The organism is Kaistia sp. MMO-174 (genome assembly GCF_037147815.1).
Classification (GTDB): domain Bacteria; phylum Pseudomonadota; class Alphaproteobacteria; order Rhizobiales; family Kaistiaceae; genus Kaistia; species Kaistia nematophila.
The window spans coordinates 328,575-345,664 of sequence record NZ_JBBCUO010000003.1; the positions used below are offsets into that span (position 1 = coordinate 328,575).

Consider the following 17,090-nt stretch of genomic DNA (forward strand, 5'->3'; position numbering starts at 1 on the left):
GAGGTGTAAGAGAGCCCCTACCAGCCCTCGACCACCGTCTTGCCGATCGAGCGACCGCTTTCGACCAGCGCGTGGACCTCGCGCAGCGTCGCGGCGTTGATCGGGCCGACCCGGTTGGTCAGCGTCGAGCGGATCTTGCCCGCCTCCACCAGCCCCGCGACCTCGTTCAGCAGCTTGTGCTGCTCGACCAGGTCAGCGGTCTGGTGGATCGGCCGGGTGAACATCGATTCCCAGTGAACGCCGACAGCCTTGCCCTTGAACGGCACGATGTCGAGGGTCTCCATGTCGTCGATGACGCCGACATGGCCCTGCGGCGCCACCAGCTTCTGGATCGCCGGCCAGTGATGCGGCGTCTGGGTCAGCGCCAGCACGATGTCGACGGCCGGAATGCCGATCCGCGCCACTTCCTCGTCGAGCGGCTTGGTGTGGTCGATGACGTGATGCGCGCCGAGGCCCTCGACCCAGGCGACGGTGTCCGGCCGCGAGGCGGTGGCGATCACCGTCAGCCCGGTCAGCGCCCGCGCCAGCTGGATCGCCATCGAGCCGACGCCGCCGGCGCCGCCGACGACGAGCAGCGTCCGCCTGTCGGCGCCCTCGCCCTTGCGCACGCCGATGCGGTCGAACAGCAGCTCATAGGCCGTGATGGTGGTGAGCGGCAGCGCCGCCGCTTCCGCGACATCCAGCGTCGCCGGCTTGCGGCCGACGATGCGCTCGTCGACGAGGTGATATTCGGCATTGGTGCCGGGCCGGTTGATCGTGCCGGCATAGTAGACGGCGTCGCCGGGCTTGAAGAACGTCACCTCGGCGCCGGCGGCGTCGACGATGCCGGCCGCGTCATAGCCGAGCACGCGCGGCGTGTCGGATCCTGCGTTGCGCCGGACCTTGGTGTCGACCGGGTTGACCGACACGGCCTCGACCTTGACGCGAAGATCGCGCGGGCCGGGCTCGGGAATGTCGAGCGTGATGTCGGAGAGGGCGTTGGCATCGCTGGCGGGAAGCGACTTGGTGAAGGCGATCGCACGCATGAGCGGGCTCCATTTCCTTGGCGCCGCGGGAAGCGGCGGACACAGAGCCATTTCGTGCATATTGACCGTTCCCGCAAGAATGCACAATTTGGGCCTATACTGACCGAATGGATACTAATGGAGATCAGCCATGGGCGCGGAGCACGAGAAATGCGATGTCGAGACGACGCTGGAGCTGATCGACGGCAAGTGGAAGGGCGTGGCGCTGTTCCACCTGCTCGACAACACGCTGCGCTTCAACGAACTGCATCGCCGCACGCCGGCAGTGACCCAGCGCGTGCTGACCAAGCAATTGCGCGAACTGGAGCGTGACGGACTTGTGATCCGCACCGTCTATGCCGAGGTGCCGCCGCGCGTCGAATACCGTCTGTCGCCACTCGGCGAGACGCTTCGCCCGATCATCCTCGCGCTCCGGGCCTGGGGCATCGCCTACAAGGAGCGCCAGCTCGGCGAAAGCGCGGCGGCGTAGAGGCGCGACTCAGGAGGCGTCACCTCTCCCTCAGCGCCGACGATATTTTGCCAACCTCTCCCATGGGGAGAGGTCGACGGCCGAGGGCCGGCGGGTGAGGGGTTCAGCGCTCGCCGGAGAGATCGCCTCCCTCACCCGGAGCTTCGCTCCGACCTCTCCCTCAGGGAGAGGTGAAGAAGAATGCCGCTCGCCTCCCCTACGCCGCCTGGGCCAGCGCCTGTTCCAGTGCCTGCCAGTCGGCGTGCGTCAGTACCGGCTTGACGCCCATGTCGACCACCGCCGCGAAGACCGGCACCGGCATGGCGGCCTTCATCCCGCCCAGCATGCCGAGCCGCTCGGCCGGGTTCATCGCCGGAATCATGATGCGGATGAACTCCATCATCATGTCGGGATCGACGGAGCCGACGATGCGGCCCTCGATCGCCGCGAGCTCGCCATCGGTGAAGTGCCGGTGCAGCAGCGACAACGTCTCGGTCTCTTCCTCGATCATGTGCTCGTAATCATGCGCCAGGAATTCCGTGTAGCGGAGATAGAGCGCCCGCAGCATCGGCGAGCGTCGGGACGCCGGGGCCGCCTCGATCTGCCGCAGCCGCGTTTCCAGCTCGTCGAAATCGCGCTCGTGGTGATCGTGGTCGTCGGCCAGCCGCTCGGTGGCGCCGGTCCGGCGCTGCTCGATCTCGGTATGGATGAAGACGTTCTCGTGATGGAGATGCTTGCGCCCCATCGTCACCATCAGGCGCATGTCGCGGATCAGGCCGGCGACATCGGTGTCGTTCAGCGGATCGATGGCGCCGAGGCGCATCATCAGCTGGGCCTGGGCGCGGCGAAGGCCCTTGTGGATGGACGCATAGAGATTGTAGCGCGTTTCGTCGACATAGACGGCGGCAAAACTGGTCATTCCGTAACTCCTCAAACCCCTAGTGGGACGGCGAAGTACAGCATGACGCTAGGGCAGGATGTGACGTTCGTCACTGACATTTCCCGCCACGGGCCGGGCGAGCCTTACTGCGTGTAGGAGAGAGGAATGCTGGCCGGCGGCGTATAGGGGCCGGAGGGCGGCACGGATGGCGTCTGGCCGTTCAGGATCTGGTCGCCCGGATAGGGCGCCTCGGCATCGGGCGCGCCGAGATTGTCGTCGAAGCGATAGGTGAAGGCGCGCTGCTCCATGTTCGCCGGCGCGGCCGGCGGCGGCGTCTGCAGCAGCGTCGCCATCGGGATGCCGGCATTGGGGTCGAGCGGCGTCGGGCCCGGCCTTTCGAGCTTCGGCCGGCAATAGCGCGAGGTGCCGCTGGCATTGTGGCGCGCGAGGTCGATGTGGATGTGGTCCTCGTGCAGGCGGTTCGAGCCCGGCCCCAGCACGGTGGTGAAATAGCCGCAGGCCGAGATCAGCGCCTCGCGCAGGAAGGCCTGGCTGGCGGGATCGCCACGGCGCCAGTCGGTGCGGACGCGGATGGTGCGGCCGTCCGCCAGGCGAAGGCCGGCGACGTCGAAGGCATTGGCGAAGGCATGTTCGGAGAGCTTGTCGCCGTGGCGGTTGTTGCGCGGACGGCAGGCATAGGTGCCCATGGTCAGGACTTCGGTGACCGGCATGCCGAAGCGCGCCTGCGCCGCCGGCTGCACCGCCTCGCGGACCCAGCGTTCCATGGCGTTGGTCATCATGCAGCCGAGCAGCACGTCGCCGCCCGTCACCGCCACCACGCCGCGCTGGAAGGCATTCACCTTCAGCGGCTGCTCGATGCCGCACGCGCCCTTGCCGTCAACCTCGCGCGCCGGGCGCTGGAAGTAGGAAGGGACGACGAGCTTCTGCGCGTAACAGGCTCGCTCCGTCGCGTCCCGCCAGCCTTCCCTTTGCTCCGAAAGGAAGTTCAGGGCGCAGCCAGAGAGCGAAACGAGAGCGAGCACCGACGCGATACGCAACGCTACGCAACTGTACATGCCCCGTAGAATGCGCCCGAAGCTCTTAAAGAATGGTCAACCATACCCGCAACCGGAGCGGGCGGTCGCGCCGAAACTCTACCCGCCCATCGTCTCGATCGAGGCGAAGCCCTCGACAGGGCCCGCCGCCTCGAAGGGCGTCGTCACCTCGACGAAGCGATCGGGATAGAAGCCGTTGAAATGCGTCCGGAGCGACAGCGAATAGGCGCCGATATGGCCGATCTCGATCCAGTCTCCGACGCCGATGCTTTCCGGCAGGTAGAAGGGCCGCGACAGGATATCGACGGAATCGCAGGTGGCGCCGCAGACGCGGAACGGCACGACCGTATCGCCATCGACGGCGCGGGGACGGCGGGCCGGATCCGGCAGATGGCGCGCCGGCAGCGTGATCTTGCCGGTCCAGGAATCCGACAGAGACGACCAGATGCCGTCATTGATGTAGAGCCGCCTGCCCTTCTTCAGCAGCACGCGGACGACGACGGAAAGGCAGCGCGCGACGATCACCCGCCCGGGCTCGGCCACCAGCGGCACATCGCCGAATCCCCATTCCTCCGCTTCGCGCACGATGTCGGCGATCAGCACGCCGGTTTCCGGCCGCACGACCTGCTTGCGCCTGGGGTCGCTGCCATAGGCGGCCGGAAAGCCGCCGCCGATGTCGAGCGCGGCGAGATCGACGCCGGCGCGCGAGCGCACCCAGGCGGCCGAGGCGAGCGCCCGCTCATAGGTGCCGGTATCCTCGACCTGGCTGCCGACATGGAAACAGAGCCCGACCTTGAAGCCGACTTTCGCGATCCGCTCGACGAGCTCGACCGCATGCCCCGGCGCGGCGCCGAACTTCTTCGACAGCTCGTAGGCGGCATGTCCCCGCGTCGCCAGGCGGACGAACAGGGTGATCTCTTCCGGCGCGAGATCGAGCGCCCGCACGATGCGGAGGATCTTGGCGATCTCGTCCTCATGGTCGATGGCGATGACGCGGATGCCATAGGTCTCGAGCGCGAGGCGGATATCCGACTGCGCCTTGACCGGATGCATGTAGAGCAACTCGGCCTGGGGCGACACGGCGCGCGCGGCGGCGAACTCGGCCGGCGAGGCCACGTCGAAGCAGTCGATCCCGGCTTCCGCCAGCGTCCTGAGCACCAGCGGCTCGCCATTCGTCTTGACGGCATAGGCCATGCGGCCGGGAAAGGCGGATTTGAACGCCAGCGCGTCGGCCCTGAGCACACTCGGGCGGAAACAGTAGAGCGGCTGGTCCGGACGGAGCTTGTAGGCAGCGTCTCGGGCGGTCTCGAAGCGATCCATCCTTCGCGATCCCGTGTGGCCGTGGCCCGGCAACGCTAGCAGCGCGCAGCCGGCACGGGAACCCCGTTCGGCCAGCGCGGGCCTTTCCAGCGGAGTGGATACCGATTCGCGTGAAGAAGACGCGACAGCGCGGAGCGCGCGACGCGGTCGGCGTTCCGGCTAGACCGCCGGCGCCGAGGAGCCGATCTCGATGCCGTGGCGGGCGCGCAGGAAGCGCAGCGTGCTGGCGACATCGTCCGGGCCGAGGATTTCATAGGCCCGCACCAGCGCGTCGACGGCGGCCGGCGAATGGCCGTGGCGTCGGCCGCGGATCGCCGCGATCGAAGCGAAGGTTTCGACGCTGACCCCGGCAGCCTTGCAGAGCACGGCGAGCGGCATCGTGTCCGGCCGCGCGATCATACGGCTGACCAGATCGACGGGCAGGCCGGCGAATTCGGCGAGCAGGCCCGCCACTTCCAGCATGCGATCGCCGGAGGCCACCGTCGCGATCACCTCGGCGATGGCATTCGACGAAGGCGTGGCGTCCGCAGCATCGGCGGCAGGCTGTCGCGTCCGCTGCGGCAACGGAATGACGACGCCCATCTCCCGGGGCCTTGCGAAGACCCGGCGCGAGCGATCGAGCGCGGGCGCCGAACGGATGTCGAAAACTTGCCCGCGCGTTTCGGGCGTCTCGCTCAGCGCGGCGGCGGCCTGCCGCTGCGCCAGAGTCAGCTCGGCCTCATCGACCAGGATGGCCAGTCCGCCCTGCGAGAATCGCGCGCCGGGATTCTTCGCCAGCAGCCGCAGCACCGTCCGGTCGCCGCGCGCGAGCAGCGCATCCGACACCGTCTCGGAGACATGCGTACGCGCGGCGATGGCGCAGAGGCGATCCTGCGGCAGACGCTCGGCAAGAGCGGCGAGATGCGTGTCGGCAAAGGCGATCGAGCGGCGCAGCACCGGCTCGGCCGTGCCGATGTCGCGGAGCGACAGGAAATGCAGCAGCGTGGCCGGCGCATTCGTGAGCCCGGCGATGCGATCGACCAGCACGGCACGGTCTTCCGCCGCCATCGCGTCGAAGACGCCGGTGACGATCTCGCAGTAGAGGGCGGCGGTCGACGGCGACACCGCCGCGCCGGCGCTGCCGAACAGATCGGTGATCGACGCCAGCAATTGCGCCCTGCGCGCAGGCGAAGTCGTGGCTTCTGCCTCCGTCCGGCGATCATCCATGCTGGTTTTCCGGCCCTGTTGTCATGGAAGCGGACGGTCGCAGCGAAACCATAAGAAACGATTGAGAGGTGCAGTTTCCGGGATCTTACCGCCAGGGCTTGTATTCGACCGATCGCCGCGTGCGCCCGGAAGATCTCGCCCGTCCTTGACGATTTCGGCGCCGCCGAGGCGGAACAAACCCACTGCCTCGCCGTTTTTCCCCAAAGGGATTTGGGAGATTATTCCACGGCTTACCCGATTTGCGGCAGGATTGCGCCGCCTTCGCGGCAAAACCGGCAAACAGGGCTCTTGCGAGAAAGGTCGATCCCGTTAATATTTACGTTGGAAGTTGGGCGTGAAAGAGAGACCCGGGAGATGTCCATGAGCCTCGCTAAACCGTTCCATCTGCTGGCCGTGAGTGCCGCATTTCTGTTTGTCGCGGCGATTGTACTGGGAGCCATCTAGCCTCCCGCACGGCGACTTGTAACATCGACAGAGTCCTTGGCGACCAGGGCCGGATGTTTTCTTGACAGCCCTGGTTCTATTGTCGGCTGTCGCCTGAAGGCGGCGCCGATCGCGGTGCCTGTGCGCTGTCGTGCCCTGCCCGCGAGGCGGGACGGCGACGCGAGGCGCTAGCCGAATACGGCCCGGCTCGCGGCCACCACCGCCATGCCGGCGAACGCCGCCAGGATGTCGCTCCGCCGCCAGAAATAGACGATGGCCGTCGCGACGAAGGCGACATATTCGGCGGGTCCGCCATGGGCGGCGATCGGGCCGAGAATGGAGCCCATGATGGCGAGCGGCAGGGCGCGCAGCCACGCCTCGACCCGCGGTGTCACCACCACGAAGCGCATCAGGAAGAAGCCGCCGATCCGGGTCAGATAGGCCGCGACCGCCATGGCGGCGACGATGATGGCGAAGCCGGACGTGGAGTTCGGATCGATCGACATCTAGGCGCCCCCCTGCTTCGGGGCCGTCGCACCGGCTTTCTGCGGTTTCGTCAGGAAGGCGGCGGCCAGGCTTCCGGCAAACCCGCCGGCCAGCACATGCCAGGATCCGCCGACGAAGCGATCGAAGAGGATCGCGACGCCGCCGCCGATCAAAAGCGGCAGCAGGTCCGCCCTGCCCTTCCAGAAGCCGCAGGCGAGCGACAGGAAGAAGGCGGGCAGGAAGAAATCGAGGCCAAGCCTGTAGGTATCGCCGAGCAACTGCCCGAAACCGGTGCCGGCGATCGTGCCGGCCAGCCAGCCGACCCCGCACCCGAGCCCCATGCCGGCGAACACCGCGACATCGCGCCGTCCGGCATCGCGCTCCTGCATCGCCGTCGCCCAGTTGGCATCGACCATCAGGAACATCGACGGATAGGCGATCCAGGGCGACAGGCCGCGCATCCAGGGCTGCATGGCGGCGCCGAACAGGACATAGCGCGAATTCATCGCGATGACGGCGACGACGGCGGCGACCAGAACGTCCGGCGCGCCCCAGGCGTGCAGCGCCAGCAATTGCGCCGTGCCGGCATAGACGAAGACGCTCATCGAGGCGGCGCCGAGGATAGAGATCCCGACCTGCCCGGCCAGCACGCCGAATATGATGCCGAAGGCGATCATGCCCGGGAGAAGCGCGAGGCCCTCGAGAAAGCCGCGGCGAAATCCGGCAGCGGTGAATGTGGCGGACATCGGAATGTTTCTGAAAGCGAAGACCGGGGAGCCGCCAGCATGCGGCGGTCGCGGAAAGACCCGCGACCCAGCAGAGCGTTAGAACATTCCGCCGCCCCGTTCCAGAGGCCCGCGCGGCGAATGCCGCATGCCGTCGCCGGGACGGCATGCGGAGCGGTGACTACTCCGCCGCCTCGACCCGGATCGGATCATAGTTGAGCACGGGCGCCAGCCAGCGCTCGGCCTCGCGGACGTCCCAGCCCTTGCGGGCGGCATAATCGGCGACCTGATCCGCCTCGATGCGGCCGACCCCGAAATAATAGCTTTCGGGATGGCCGATATAGAGCCCGGAGACCGAAGAGCCCGGCCACATGGCGAAGCTCTCGGTGAGCTTGATGCCGGCCTGCTTCTCCGCGTCGAGCAGCTCGAACAGGGTCTGCTTCTCGGTGTGGTCGGGCTGGGCCGGGTAGCCGGGCGCGGGACGTATGCCGGCATAGCTCTCGCGGATCAGTTCCTCGTTCGAGAACGCCTCGTCGCTGGCATAGCCCCAGAATTCGCGCCGCACCCGCTCGTGCATGCGCTCGGCGAAGGCCTCGGCGAGACGGTCGGTCAGGGCCTGGCTCAGGATCTTGGAATAGTCGTCGTTCGAGCGGGCGAAGCGCTCGGCCATGACTTCCTCGCCAATGCCGGTGGTGACGGCGAAGCCGCCGACATAGTCGCCGATCCCGGTCTCCTTCGGCGCGACGAAATCCGACAGCGCGACGTGGCGGCGCTTGTCGGTCGAGCGGGCGATCTGCTGGCGCAGCGTGTAGAAGGTCGCCTTCTCCGCCTCGCGCGCCTCGTCCTCGTAGAGCGCGATGTCGTCGCCGACCGCGTTCGCCGGCCAGAAGCCGATCACGGCATTGGCCGAGACCCACTTCTCCTCGACCATCTGCTTCAGCATGGCCTGCGCGTCGCGGAACAGCGACCGGGCCACCTCGCCGACCTTCTCGTCCTCGAGCAGCAGCGGATAGGTGCCCTTGATCTCCCAGGTAGCGAAGAACGGCGTCCAGTCGATGTAGGGCACCAGTTCGGCGATCGGATAATCGGTGAACACGCGCGTGCCGAGGAAGCTCGGCCGCGTCGGCCGATAGCCCGACCAGTCGAGCTTGAGGCCGTCGGCGCGCGCGTCGGCGATCGAGATCCGGCGCTTGTTCTCCTGCGCGCGGGCATGCGCATCGGCGATCTTGACGTAGTCCGCCTGGACGTCGGCGACATAGTTCGCCTTGTCGCGGCCGAGCAGGCTGGAGGCAACGCCGACGGCTCGGCTGGCGTCGAGCACGTAGACCGCCTGCCCCTTGGCGTAGTTCGGATGGATCTTGACGGCGGTATGCACCTTCGAGGTGGTGGCGCCGCCGATCAGCAACGGCACGTCGAACCCCTCGCGCTCCATCTCGGCCGCGACATGGCACATCTCGTCGAGCGACGGCGTGATCAGGCCGGAAAGGCCGATGATGTCGACATTCTCCGCCTTGGCGGTGGCGAGGATCTTCGCCGCCGGCACCATGACGCCGAGGTCGATCACCTCGAAATTGTTGCACTGGAGCACGACGCCGACGATGTTCTTGCCGATGTCGTGCACGTCGCCCTTCACCGTCGCGAGCAGGATCTTGCCGGCCGAGGACGAGCCGGTCGTCCCGAGCAAACGCTTCTCCTCCTCCATGAACGGCATCAGATAGGCGACCGCCTGCTTCATCACGCGGGCCGACTTCACCACCTGCGGCAGGAACATCTTGCCGGCGCCGAACAGGTCGCCGACGACGTTCATGCCGGCCATCAGCGGCCCCTCGATGACGTCGAGCGGCCGCGTCGCCTTGGCGCGCGCCTCCTCGGTGTCCGCCTCGATGTAGTCGGTCAGGCCCGAGACCAGCGCATGCTCCAGCCGCTTTTCGACCGGCCATTCGCGCCAGGCGAGATCGACCTCCTTCTTGGCGGTGGCGCCGCCCTTGAAGCGCTCGGCGATCTCGAGCAGGCGCTCGGTGCCGTCGGCGCGACGGTTGAGGATCACGTCCTCGCAGAGGTCACGCAGTTCCGGGTCTATCTCGTCATAGACCGGCAGCGCGCCCGCATTGACGATGCCCATGTCCATGCCGACGGCGATGGCATGGTAGAGGAACACCGAATGCATCGCCGCGCGCACGGTCTCGTTGCCGCGGAACGAGAACGACAGGTTGGAAATGCCGCCCGAGATATGCGCATGCAGCAGGTTCTGGCGGATCCAGCGCGTCGCCTCGATGAAGTCGACGCCGTAATTGTTGTGCTCCTCGATGCCGGTCGCGATCGCGAAGACGTTCGGATCGAAGATGATGTCCTCGGGCGGATAGCCGATCTCGTCGACCAGGATGTGATAGGCGCGCGCGCAGATCTCGATCTTGCGCTCGAAGGTGTCGGCCTGGCCCTTCTCGTCGAAGGCCATGACCACGACGGCGGCGCCGTAGCGGCGCAGCTTCTTCGCCTGCTCGCGGAACGGGTCCTCGCCTTCCTTCATCGAGATCGAATTGACGATCGGCTTGCCCTGGACGCATTTCAGGCCCGCCTCGATCACCGACCATTTCGACGAGTCGATCATCACCGGCACGCGGGCGATGTCGGGCTCGGCCGCCAGCAGGTTGAGGAAGGTGACCATCGCCGCCTCGGAATCGAGCAGCCCCTCGTCCATGTTGACGTCGAGGATCTGCGCACCGTTGGCGACCTGCTCGCGCGCGACGTCGAGCGCCGCCGCATAGTCGCCGGCGGTGATCAGCTTGCGAAACTTGGCCGAGCCGGTGACGTTGGTGCGTTCACCGATATTGACGAAGACGGCGGTGGCGTTGGTCATGAGGCGAGTTCAAACGGTTCGAGGCCGGAAAGGCGCAGCTTGGGAGCGACGGTCGGCAGGGCGCGCGGCGCGAGCCCCTCGACCGCTTCGGCGATGGCGTTGATGTGCGCCGGCGTGGTGCCGCAGCAGCCGCCGACGACATTGACGAGGCCGGAACGGGCGAACTCGCCGACCAGCACGGCCATGGCGGCCGGGCTCTCGTCATATTCGCCGAACTCGTTCGGCAGGCCGGCGTTCGGATAGGCGCAGACCAGCGTGTCGGCGACGCGCGAGATCTCGTCGATATGGGCGCGCATCTCGCGCGCGCCGAGCGCGCAGTTCAGGCCGATCGAGAACGGCCGCGCATGGCGCAGCGAATACCAGAACGCCGTCGGCGTCTGGCCGGAAAGCGTGCGGCCGGAAAGATCGGTGATCGTGCCGGAGATCATCACCGGCAGCTCGATCCCCTTCTCGTCGAACACGTCCTCGACGGCGGCGACCGCCGCCTTGGCGTTCAGCGTGTCGAAGATCGTCTCGATCAGGATGAGGTCGGCGCCGCCGTCGATCAGGCCGCGCGTCGCCTCGGCATAGGCGTCGCGAAGCTCGTCGAAGGTGACGGCGCGAAAACCCGGATTGTTGACGTCGGGCGAGATCGAGGCCGTGCGGTTGGTCGGGCCGATGGCGCCGGCGACGAAGCGCGGCCGTCCCGTCTCGGCGGCGACGGTGTCGGCGGCGCGCTTGGCGACGCGCGCGCCCTCGAGATTGAGCTCGTAGGCGAGTTCCTCCATGCCGTAATCGGCCTGGGCGATGGTCGTCGACGAGAAGGTATTCGTCTCGACGATGTCGGCGCCGGCCTCGAAATACTGGCGATGGATCTTCTCGATCGCGTCGGGCTGGGTGATGACCAGGAGGTCGTTGTTGCCCTTCAGGTCGCGCGGCCAGTCTTTGAAGCGCTCGCCGCGGAAATCGGCTTCCGAGAGCTTCAATTGCTGGATCATCGTGCCCATGGCGCCGTCGAGCACGAGAATGCGCTCGGAAGCAGCGCGCTTCAGGTCGGCAGTGGACGTCGAACTACTCATGGTCTTCTCTCCGCGTTCACTGCATTGCCGCCTCTCCCACAGGGAGAGGTCGGGGTGAGAGCCTTGGGGCTCCCTCGCCGCACGAACGATTCCGTCAACACGCCTTCGATATCACCCAACCCGCTCCCGGGGGGAGAGGGCCGAGAGCGCTTCAACCCCATCCGCCTTCGCCGGCCGCATGCCGAGCAGGTGGCAGATGGCGTAGACGAGGTCGGCGCGGTTCATCGTGTAGAAATGGAACTCGTTGACGCCGCGGTCCACCAGGTCGAACACCTGTTCGGCGCAGACGGCCGCCGCCACCAGCTGGCGGGTCGAGGCGTCGTCCTCCAGCCCTTCGAAACGGGCGGCGAACCAGGCCGGCACGCTGGCGCCCGCCTTTTCGGCGAACTTCGCCGTCTGGGTAAAATTGATCACCGGCACGATGCCCGGCACGATCGGAATGTTGATGCCCGCCGCCGCGGCGCGGTCGAGGAAGGCGGAATAGAGGTCGTTGTCGAAGAAGAACTGCGTGATGGCGCGCGTCGCGCCGGCGTCGACCTTGCGCTTCAGATTATCGAGCTCCGTCTGCCAGTCGCGGCTTTCGGGATGGCGCTCGGCATAGGCGGAGACGGAAACCTCGATTTCCGGATGGCGGCGGCGGATGGCCGTGACGAGGTCGGACGCCTGGGCATAGCCGTCCGGATGCGGCTGGTACACCGTGCCGAGGCCGGTGATCGGGTCGCCGCGCAGCGCCACGATGTGGCGCACGCCGGTTTCGGCGTAGCCGTCGACGACGGCGTCGATCTCGGCCTTGCTGGCGCCGACGCAGGTCAGGTGCGCCGCCGGCTTCAGCGACGTCTCCTGCAGGATGCGCGCCACGGTGGCGTGGGTGCGCTCGCGGGTTGAGCCGCCGGCGCCATAGGTCACCGAGACGAAGGACGGCGACAGCGGCGCGAGCCGCTCGATCGACGCCCACAGGGTCTCTTCCATCGCTTCCGTCTTGGGCGGGAAGAACTCGAACGAGACCTTCAGCCCCGATGCGCCGACGCCATTGCGGCTCGCCCGATCGATCGTCTCACGCATCACGCCGTCTCCAACCCCTTCGAGGCCCCGGCCACCACGAAGCGCGGATCCCGCGCCAGCCAGAGCGTTACTGTCAATTGTTCGGTCGCGGAGTTCGCCGCGAGATCGGTGGCGCCGTCGAGCACGAGGCCGGCCTGCTCGATCCAGCCGCGCATCACCTCATGCGAGAAGCCGAGCCGGCGATGCGCATGGCGCTCGCGCAGGAATTCGAGCCCGTGCGGGGCGAAATCGACCACCAGCAGCCGGCCGCTCGGGCGCAGCACGCGCGCGGCTTCTTTCAGCGCCACGGCCGGATCGTCGAGATAATGCAGGACCTGATGGATCGCCACGAGGTCGAAGCTGTCGCGCGGCATGGGCAGCTTCATGATGTCGCCATGGCGGATCTGCGCGTGGGCGACGCCGGCCTTATCCAGATTGGCGCGGGCGACGGACAGCATCGCCGTCGAGGCATCGATGCCGACGCCCTTGCGATAGAGCGGCGCGAACAGTTCCAGCATCCGGCCGGTGCCGGTGCCGATGTCGAGGAAGCTGTCGATCGGCTTCGCCCCGAGCAGGTCGCGCATCGCCGCCTCGACGGCGGTGTCCGGCACATGCAGCGAGCGGATCGTGTCCCAGTCGGCGGCGTTCTCGGTGAAATAGCGCTCGGCGTTCTGCGCGTGCTCGCGCTTGACGCCGGCGAGCCAGTCGCGATCGCGCGCCAGCGCCGTGTCGGCGGGATCGGCGAGGCCGACGAGATCCTGCACCAGCCGCCGTTCGGCGCCGGATTCGGAGATGCGGTAATAGACCCAGGCGCCCTCGGGATTGCGCTCGATCAGGCCGGCCTCGGTCAGGAGCTTCAGATGGCGCGAGATGCGCGGCTGCGACTGGCCGAGAATGGCGGTCAGGTCCTTGACGGTGAGCTCGCCGGAGGAGAGCAGCGCCAGGATGCGATAGCGCGTCGCCTCGCCGGCCGCCTTCAGCGCCGTGATGATCGCGTCTGTCGAAAGAGCCGCCTGGCCCGCCATGGTTCTACGCTCCGCCCGCCCGAGACCCAGCCACGAGGCCGCTTCGAGTTGACGGAAGATATAAACATATCTTTATATCTGTAAAGGGACTTGTCAGACGATCTCCACGCTTTGCGCCGCCCGATCGGCGATCGCGACGCGGATCCGCGCGGCCGAGAAGCGTCCGGCGAGATCGACGAGATCGTCGATCGCCGCCTCCAGCGCGCCCTCCCCGTTCGCCTGCAGCGTGACGACGGCGCGGCGCGTTTCCGGCGTCACCAGCGAGCGCGCGTCCTGCCGCCAGTTCCAGCGCCGGCAGAGCACCTTCTCGGCGTCGGCATAGACGACCTCGCCCTCCTTCGGCGGATCCTCCGCCGACGCGCCGGCCCCGTCCTCGCCCGCCGCCATGTCGAAGAAGCTGTCCCCGGGGCGGGCGAAGCGGAAGGCGAGATCGCCGGAGATCCGGTCAATGTCGTCGGCGCCGAGCGGCAGGACATGGGTGAGCGACACGGCGTTGTAGGCGTCGACGAAACTGTTGATCGCCGGCAGCGGCCGATCGGCCAGCACGTTCTTGACGAGGCGCTCGACCGAGGAACGGTAGCTCGTCTTCTTGATGCCGAAGGCGCGATAGGCGCGGCGCCAGGCGGCGACGCCCGGGATCTCGGAAAGCTCGGTCGCGCCCCAGCGACGGCGCGTCTCCGCCTCGCGCTCGGCGATCAGCGCCGCGAGCTCCGCCTGCCGCTCCGGCCGGATCTCCAAATCGTCGGCGACGACCAGGGCGACGCGGAAATCGGGAAAGGCGGTGACGAGTTCGGAGATATCGAGGCGCATGATCCATCCCTTCGGAGCGACGCCCGTGTTTGCCCCGACGGCGCCGGCTTGCAAAGGTCCGCCGTTCCGGAAGCGCCGGGCCGAAACGAAAAAAGGCGGCGCTTGCGGCGCCGCCTTTCGCGAGGACGTTCCAGGCCCTATTCCGCCGCGGCGGCGAGGCCTTCCGTCGGCAGGCCCAGCTTCTTGGCGACGCCGATGCCATATTCCGGATCGGCGCGGTAGAAGTGCACCAGCTGGCGATTGACGATCTCGACCGGCACGCCCTGCATGGCGGCGGCGAGGTTGCTGAACAGACGGTCCTTCTGCTCGGCGTTGAACAGGCGGAACAGGTCGCCCGGCTGCTTGTAGTCGTCATTGCCGATGCGGTGGTTGAAGCGGTCGGCATCGCCCTTGAGCTTCAGCGGCGGCTCGGCCACCGACGGATCCTGCTTCGGGCCGTTGAAGGAATTCGGCTCGTAATAGGCGTCGTTGTTGGTCGCCGGCGGGAAGAAGCGCATGGCTCCGTCCTTGTGGTAGTTGTGCACCGGCACCTTCGGCGCGTTGACCGGCAGCGCCTCGTAATGGGTGCCGAGGCGGTAGCGATGCGCATCCGCATAGGAGAAGATGCGCGCCTGCAGCATCTTGTCCGGCGAGAAGCCGATGCCCGGGACGATGTTCGACGGCGAGAAGGCGACCTGCTCGATCTCGGCGAAGTAGTTTTCCGGGTTGCGGTTCAGCTCGAGGATGCCGACGTCGATCGGCGGATACTCGGCATGCGGCCACACCTTGGTGAGGTCGAACGGGTTGTACGAGGTCTTGTCGGCGTCGGTCTCCGGCATGACCTGGACCTGCACCTTCCACTTCGGGAACTCGTTCCGCTCGATGGCACCGAACAGGTCTTCCTGCGTCGATTCGCGGGTCTTGCCGACGACATCGGCCGCCTCGGCATTGGTCCAGTGCTCATGACCCTGCAGGGTCTTGAAGTGGAACTTGACCCAGAAGCGCTCGTTCTGCGCGTTGATGAACGAATAGGTGTGCGAGCCGTAGCCGTTCATCTTGCGCACGGAGGTCGGCAGGCCGCGATCCGAGAACAGGATCGTCACCTGGTGCAGGCTCTCCGGCGACAGCGACCAGAAATCCCACATCGCCGTCGGCGAGCGCAGGTTGGTCTTCGGATGGCGCTTCTGCGTGTGGATGAAGTCCGGGAACTTCAGCGGATCGCGAACGAAGAACACCGGCGTGTTGTTGCCGACCAGGTCCCAGTTGCCGTCTTCCGTATAGAACTTGAGCGCGAAGCCGCGCACGTCGCGCTCGGCGTCGGCCGCGCCGAGCTCGCCGGCGACGGTCGAGAAGCGGGCGATCATCGGCGTCTTGGCGCCGGGCTGCAGCGCCTTCGCCTTGGTGTATTTCGAGATGTCGCCGGTGACGGTCAGCGTGCCATACGCGCCCCAGCCCTTGGCGTGCACGACGCGCTCGGGAATGCGCTCGCGATTCTGATGGGCGAGCTTCTCGACCAGTTGCCAGTCCTGCAGCAGCACGGGGCCGCGCTCGCCGGCAGTCAGGGAATTCTGGTTGTCCGCGACCGGCGCGCCGGCCGTCGTCGTCAATTTGTCCGTCATGACGCCCTCCAACTTGTGTGGCGACAATTCGAGCCGCCTTCGGGATGGCCGTAAGATGCCACGCGATTAGACCGGTTCCAAATCATATTGAATGCGAGTTGCGATAAGAATAACTTATCGAACATGTCCCAGACCCATTCCCGGCGAACCCGACCGTGATCACGCTCCGCCAGCTCCGCTATTTCGAAGCGGTCACCCGCCATCTGCATTTCGGCAAGGCGGCGGCCGAATGCGCTGTCACCCAGCCGGCGCTGTCGCAGCAGATCTCCGAAATGGAGGCGACGCTCGGCGTGCCGCTGCTCGAGCGCGGCGCGCGCCGCATCGCGGTGACGCCGAAGGGCGAGGAGATCGCGCGCCGCGCCGTGCGCATCCTCGGCGAGATTCGCGACCTGACCGATTTCGCACGCCATGGCGGCGGCGTGCTGTCCGGCCCGCTCCGCATCGGCGTCATCCCCTCGATCGCGCCCTATCTGCTGCCGAAGGCGCTGCCGCTGGTGCAGCGCACCTATCCGTCGCTGGAGCTGCAATTGCGCGAGACGCAGACCGGGGCGCTCGTCGACGAACTGGCGCAGGGCAAGCTCGACGTGGTGCTGATGGCCCTGCCGGTGCGCGACCCCGCCTTCGACAGCCTGCCGCTCTTCGTCGACCGCTTCCTGCTGGCGTCGCAGGCGGGATCGACCGCCTCGGTCGCCGGCTTCGCCAGCCCGGAGATGATTCCGCCCGACCGACTCCTGCTGCTGGAGGAAGGCCATTGCCTGCGCGACCAAGCGCTGACCTATTGCCGGATCCCGCGCTCGGAGAAGGTCAGCGGCTTCGGTGCGGCGAGCCTTTCGACGATCATGCAGATGGTGGCGAACGGCTATGGCGTGACGCTGCTGCCGGAAATGTGCGTCGCCGTCGAGGCGCGCGACGCCCGCATCGTGCTCTCCCGCTTCGGCGAGCCGGAGCCGCAGCGCGAGATTGGCCTGGTCTGGCGGCGCTCGTCGCCGCGCCGCGGCGATTTCGAGGCGCTCGGCCGCCTGCTGATGGCGGCGGCCCGGCCAGCGCTGGACGATGATTCGCCCCTCGATGCCGGAGCAGCACCGGCGATCGCACCCGAACTTGCCAGGGCCTGAGAGGTCCCCCGCGACTGG

Annotated in this window: 13 protein-coding genes and 1 pseudogene; 2 read left to right on the forward strand and 12 right to left on the reverse strand. The window is 67.2% G+C overall.

All coding sequences use genetic code 11. The features are described 5' to 3' along the window. Positions 1 to 17: 17 nt before the first annotated feature. Complete coding sequence (locus WFK98_RS13430) at positions 18 to 1,025, reverse strand: zinc-binding alcohol dehydrogenase family protein (RefSeq protein WP_336800564.1); 1,008 nt, start codon at positions 1,023 to 1,025, stop codon at positions 18 to 20. Positions 1,026 to 1,155: 130 nt separating this feature from the next. Here WFK98_RS13430 and WFK98_RS13435 point away from each other — a divergent pair, with 130 nt between their 5' ends. After that, a complete protein-coding gene (locus WFK98_RS13435; RefSeq protein ID WP_266338450.1) occupies positions 1,156 to 1,494 on the forward strand; it encodes a winged helix-turn-helix transcriptional regulator in 339 nt (112 codons plus the stop codon). Positions 1,495 to 1,690: 196 nt separating this feature from the next. Here WFK98_RS13435 and WFK98_RS13440 read toward each other — a convergent pair whose 3' ends face one another. From WFK98_RS13440 to WFK98_RS13490, 11 genes and pseudogenes are all read right to left on the reverse strand, one after another. Further along, complete coding sequence (locus WFK98_RS13440) at positions 1,691 to 2,392, reverse strand: hypothetical protein (RefSeq protein WP_266338451.1); 702 nt, start codon at positions 2,390 to 2,392, stop codon at positions 1,691 to 1,693. Positions 2,393 to 2,496: 104 nt separating this feature from the next. Next, positions 2,497 to 3,396 (reverse strand): extensin-like domain-containing protein, encoded by a 900-nt coding sequence (locus WFK98_RS13445; protein ID WP_336800565.1) that lies wholly within the window; start codon positions 3,394 to 3,396, stop codon positions 2,497 to 2,499. Positions 3,397 to 3,507: 111 nt separating this feature from the next. Then, positions 3,508 to 4,728, reverse strand: coding sequence for an alanine racemase (locus WFK98_RS13450; RefSeq protein WP_336800566.1), 1,221 nt, complete (start codon positions 4,726 to 4,728; stop codon positions 3,508 to 3,510). A gap of 159 nt (positions 4,729 to 4,887) precedes the next feature. Beyond that, entirely contained in the window at positions 4,888 to 5,934 is a 1,047-nt protein-coding gene (locus WFK98_RS13455; RefSeq protein WP_336800567.1) for a DUF2336 domain-containing protein, read from the reverse strand. A 611-nt stretch (positions 5,935 to 6,545) separates the two neighbouring features. Next, positions 6,546 to 6,863, reverse strand: a complete 318-nt coding sequence (locus WFK98_RS13460) for an AzlD family protein (protein ID WP_336800568.1) — start codon at positions 6,861 to 6,863, stop codon at positions 6,546 to 6,548. Beyond that, positions 6,864 to 7,589: an AzlC family ABC transporter permease gene (locus WFK98_RS13465; RefSeq protein ID WP_336800569.1), complete on the reverse strand. Its 726-nt coding sequence runs from the start codon at positions 7,587 to 7,589 to the stop codon at positions 6,864 to 6,866. 160 nt (positions 7,590 to 7,749) lie between these two features. After that, positions 7,750 to 11,483 (reverse strand): annotated as a pseudogene (gene metH / locus WFK98_RS13470) (methionine synthase). A gap of 111 nt (positions 11,484 to 11,594) precedes the next feature. Then, the gene (gene metF / locus WFK98_RS13475; protein ID WP_266338457.1) at positions 11,595 to 12,545 is read right to left on the reverse strand and encodes a methylenetetrahydrofolate reductase [NAD(P)H]; all 951 of its coding nucleotides are present in this window, start codon (positions 12,543 to 12,545) and stop codon (positions 11,595 to 11,597) included. After that, positions 12,545 to 13,549 (reverse strand): ArsR/SmtB family transcription factor, encoded by a 1,005-nt coding sequence (locus tag WFK98_RS13480; protein ID WP_266338458.1) that lies wholly within the window; start codon positions 13,547 to 13,549, stop codon positions 12,545 to 12,547. The genes metF and WFK98_RS13480 overlap by 1 nt, the downstream gene beginning before the upstream one ends. 93 nt (positions 13,550 to 13,642) lie before the next feature. Continuing rightward, entirely contained in the window at positions 13,643 to 14,359 is a 717-nt protein-coding gene (locus WFK98_RS13485) for a B3/B4 domain-containing protein (RefSeq protein WP_266338459.1), read from the reverse strand. Positions 14,360 to 14,496: 137 nt separating this feature from the next. Beyond that, a complete protein-coding gene (locus WFK98_RS13490) occupies positions 14,497 to 15,957 on the reverse strand; it encodes a catalase (RefSeq protein WP_336800570.1) in 1,461 nt (486 codons plus the stop codon). Between the two features lie 155 nt (positions 15,958 to 16,112). Between WFK98_RS13490 and WFK98_RS13495 the strand changes: the two genes are divergently transcribed. Next, complete coding sequence (locus WFK98_RS13495) at positions 16,113 to 17,072, forward strand: hydrogen peroxide-inducible genes activator (RefSeq protein WP_336800571.1); 960 nt, start codon at positions 16,113 to 16,115, stop codon at positions 17,070 to 17,072. The last annotated feature ends 18 nt before the right edge of the window (positions 17,073 to 17,090 follow it).

Coding starts and splice junctions, on each gene's coding strand:
- WFK98_RS13485 (WP_266338459.1), bottom strand. CDS start 14,359: ATGCGCCTCGATATCTCCGAACTCGTCACCGCCTTTCCCGATTTCCGC.
- WFK98_RS13435 (WP_266338450.1), top strand. CDS start 1,156: ATGGGCGCGGAGCACGAGAAATGCGATGTCGAGACGACGCTGGAGCTG.
- WFK98_RS13460 (WP_336800568.1), bottom strand. CDS start 6,863: ATGTCGATCGATCCGAACTCCACGTCCGGCTTCGCCATCATCGTCGCC.
- WFK98_RS13455 (WP_336800567.1), bottom strand. CDS start 5,934: ATGGATGATCGCCGGACGGAGGCAGAAGCCACGACTTCGCCTGCGCGC.
- WFK98_RS13450 (WP_336800566.1), bottom strand. CDS start 4,728: ATGGATCGCTTCGAGACCGCCCGAGACGCTGCCTACAAGCTCCGTCCG.
- WFK98_RS13430 (WP_336800564.1), bottom strand. CDS start 1,025: ATGCGTGCGATCGCCTTCACCAAGTCGCTTCCCGCCAGCGATGCCAAC.
- WFK98_RS13440 (WP_266338451.1), bottom strand. CDS start 2,392: ATGACCAGTTTTGCCGCCGTCTATGTCGACGAAACGCGCTACAATCTC.
- WFK98_RS13480 (WP_266338458.1), bottom strand. CDS start 13,549: ATGGCGGGCCAGGCGGCTCTTTCGACAGACGCGATCATCACGGCGCTG.
- WFK98_RS13490 (WP_336800570.1), bottom strand. CDS start 15,957: ATGACGGACAAATTGACGACGACGGCCGGCGCGCCGGTCGCGGACAAC.
- metF (WP_266338457.1), bottom strand. CDS start 12,545: ATGCGTGAGACGATCGATCGGGCGAGCCGCAATGGCGTCGGCGCATCG.
- WFK98_RS13465 (WP_336800569.1), bottom strand. CDS start 7,589: ATGTCCGCCACATTCACCGCTGCCGGATTTCGCCGCGGCTTTCTCGAG.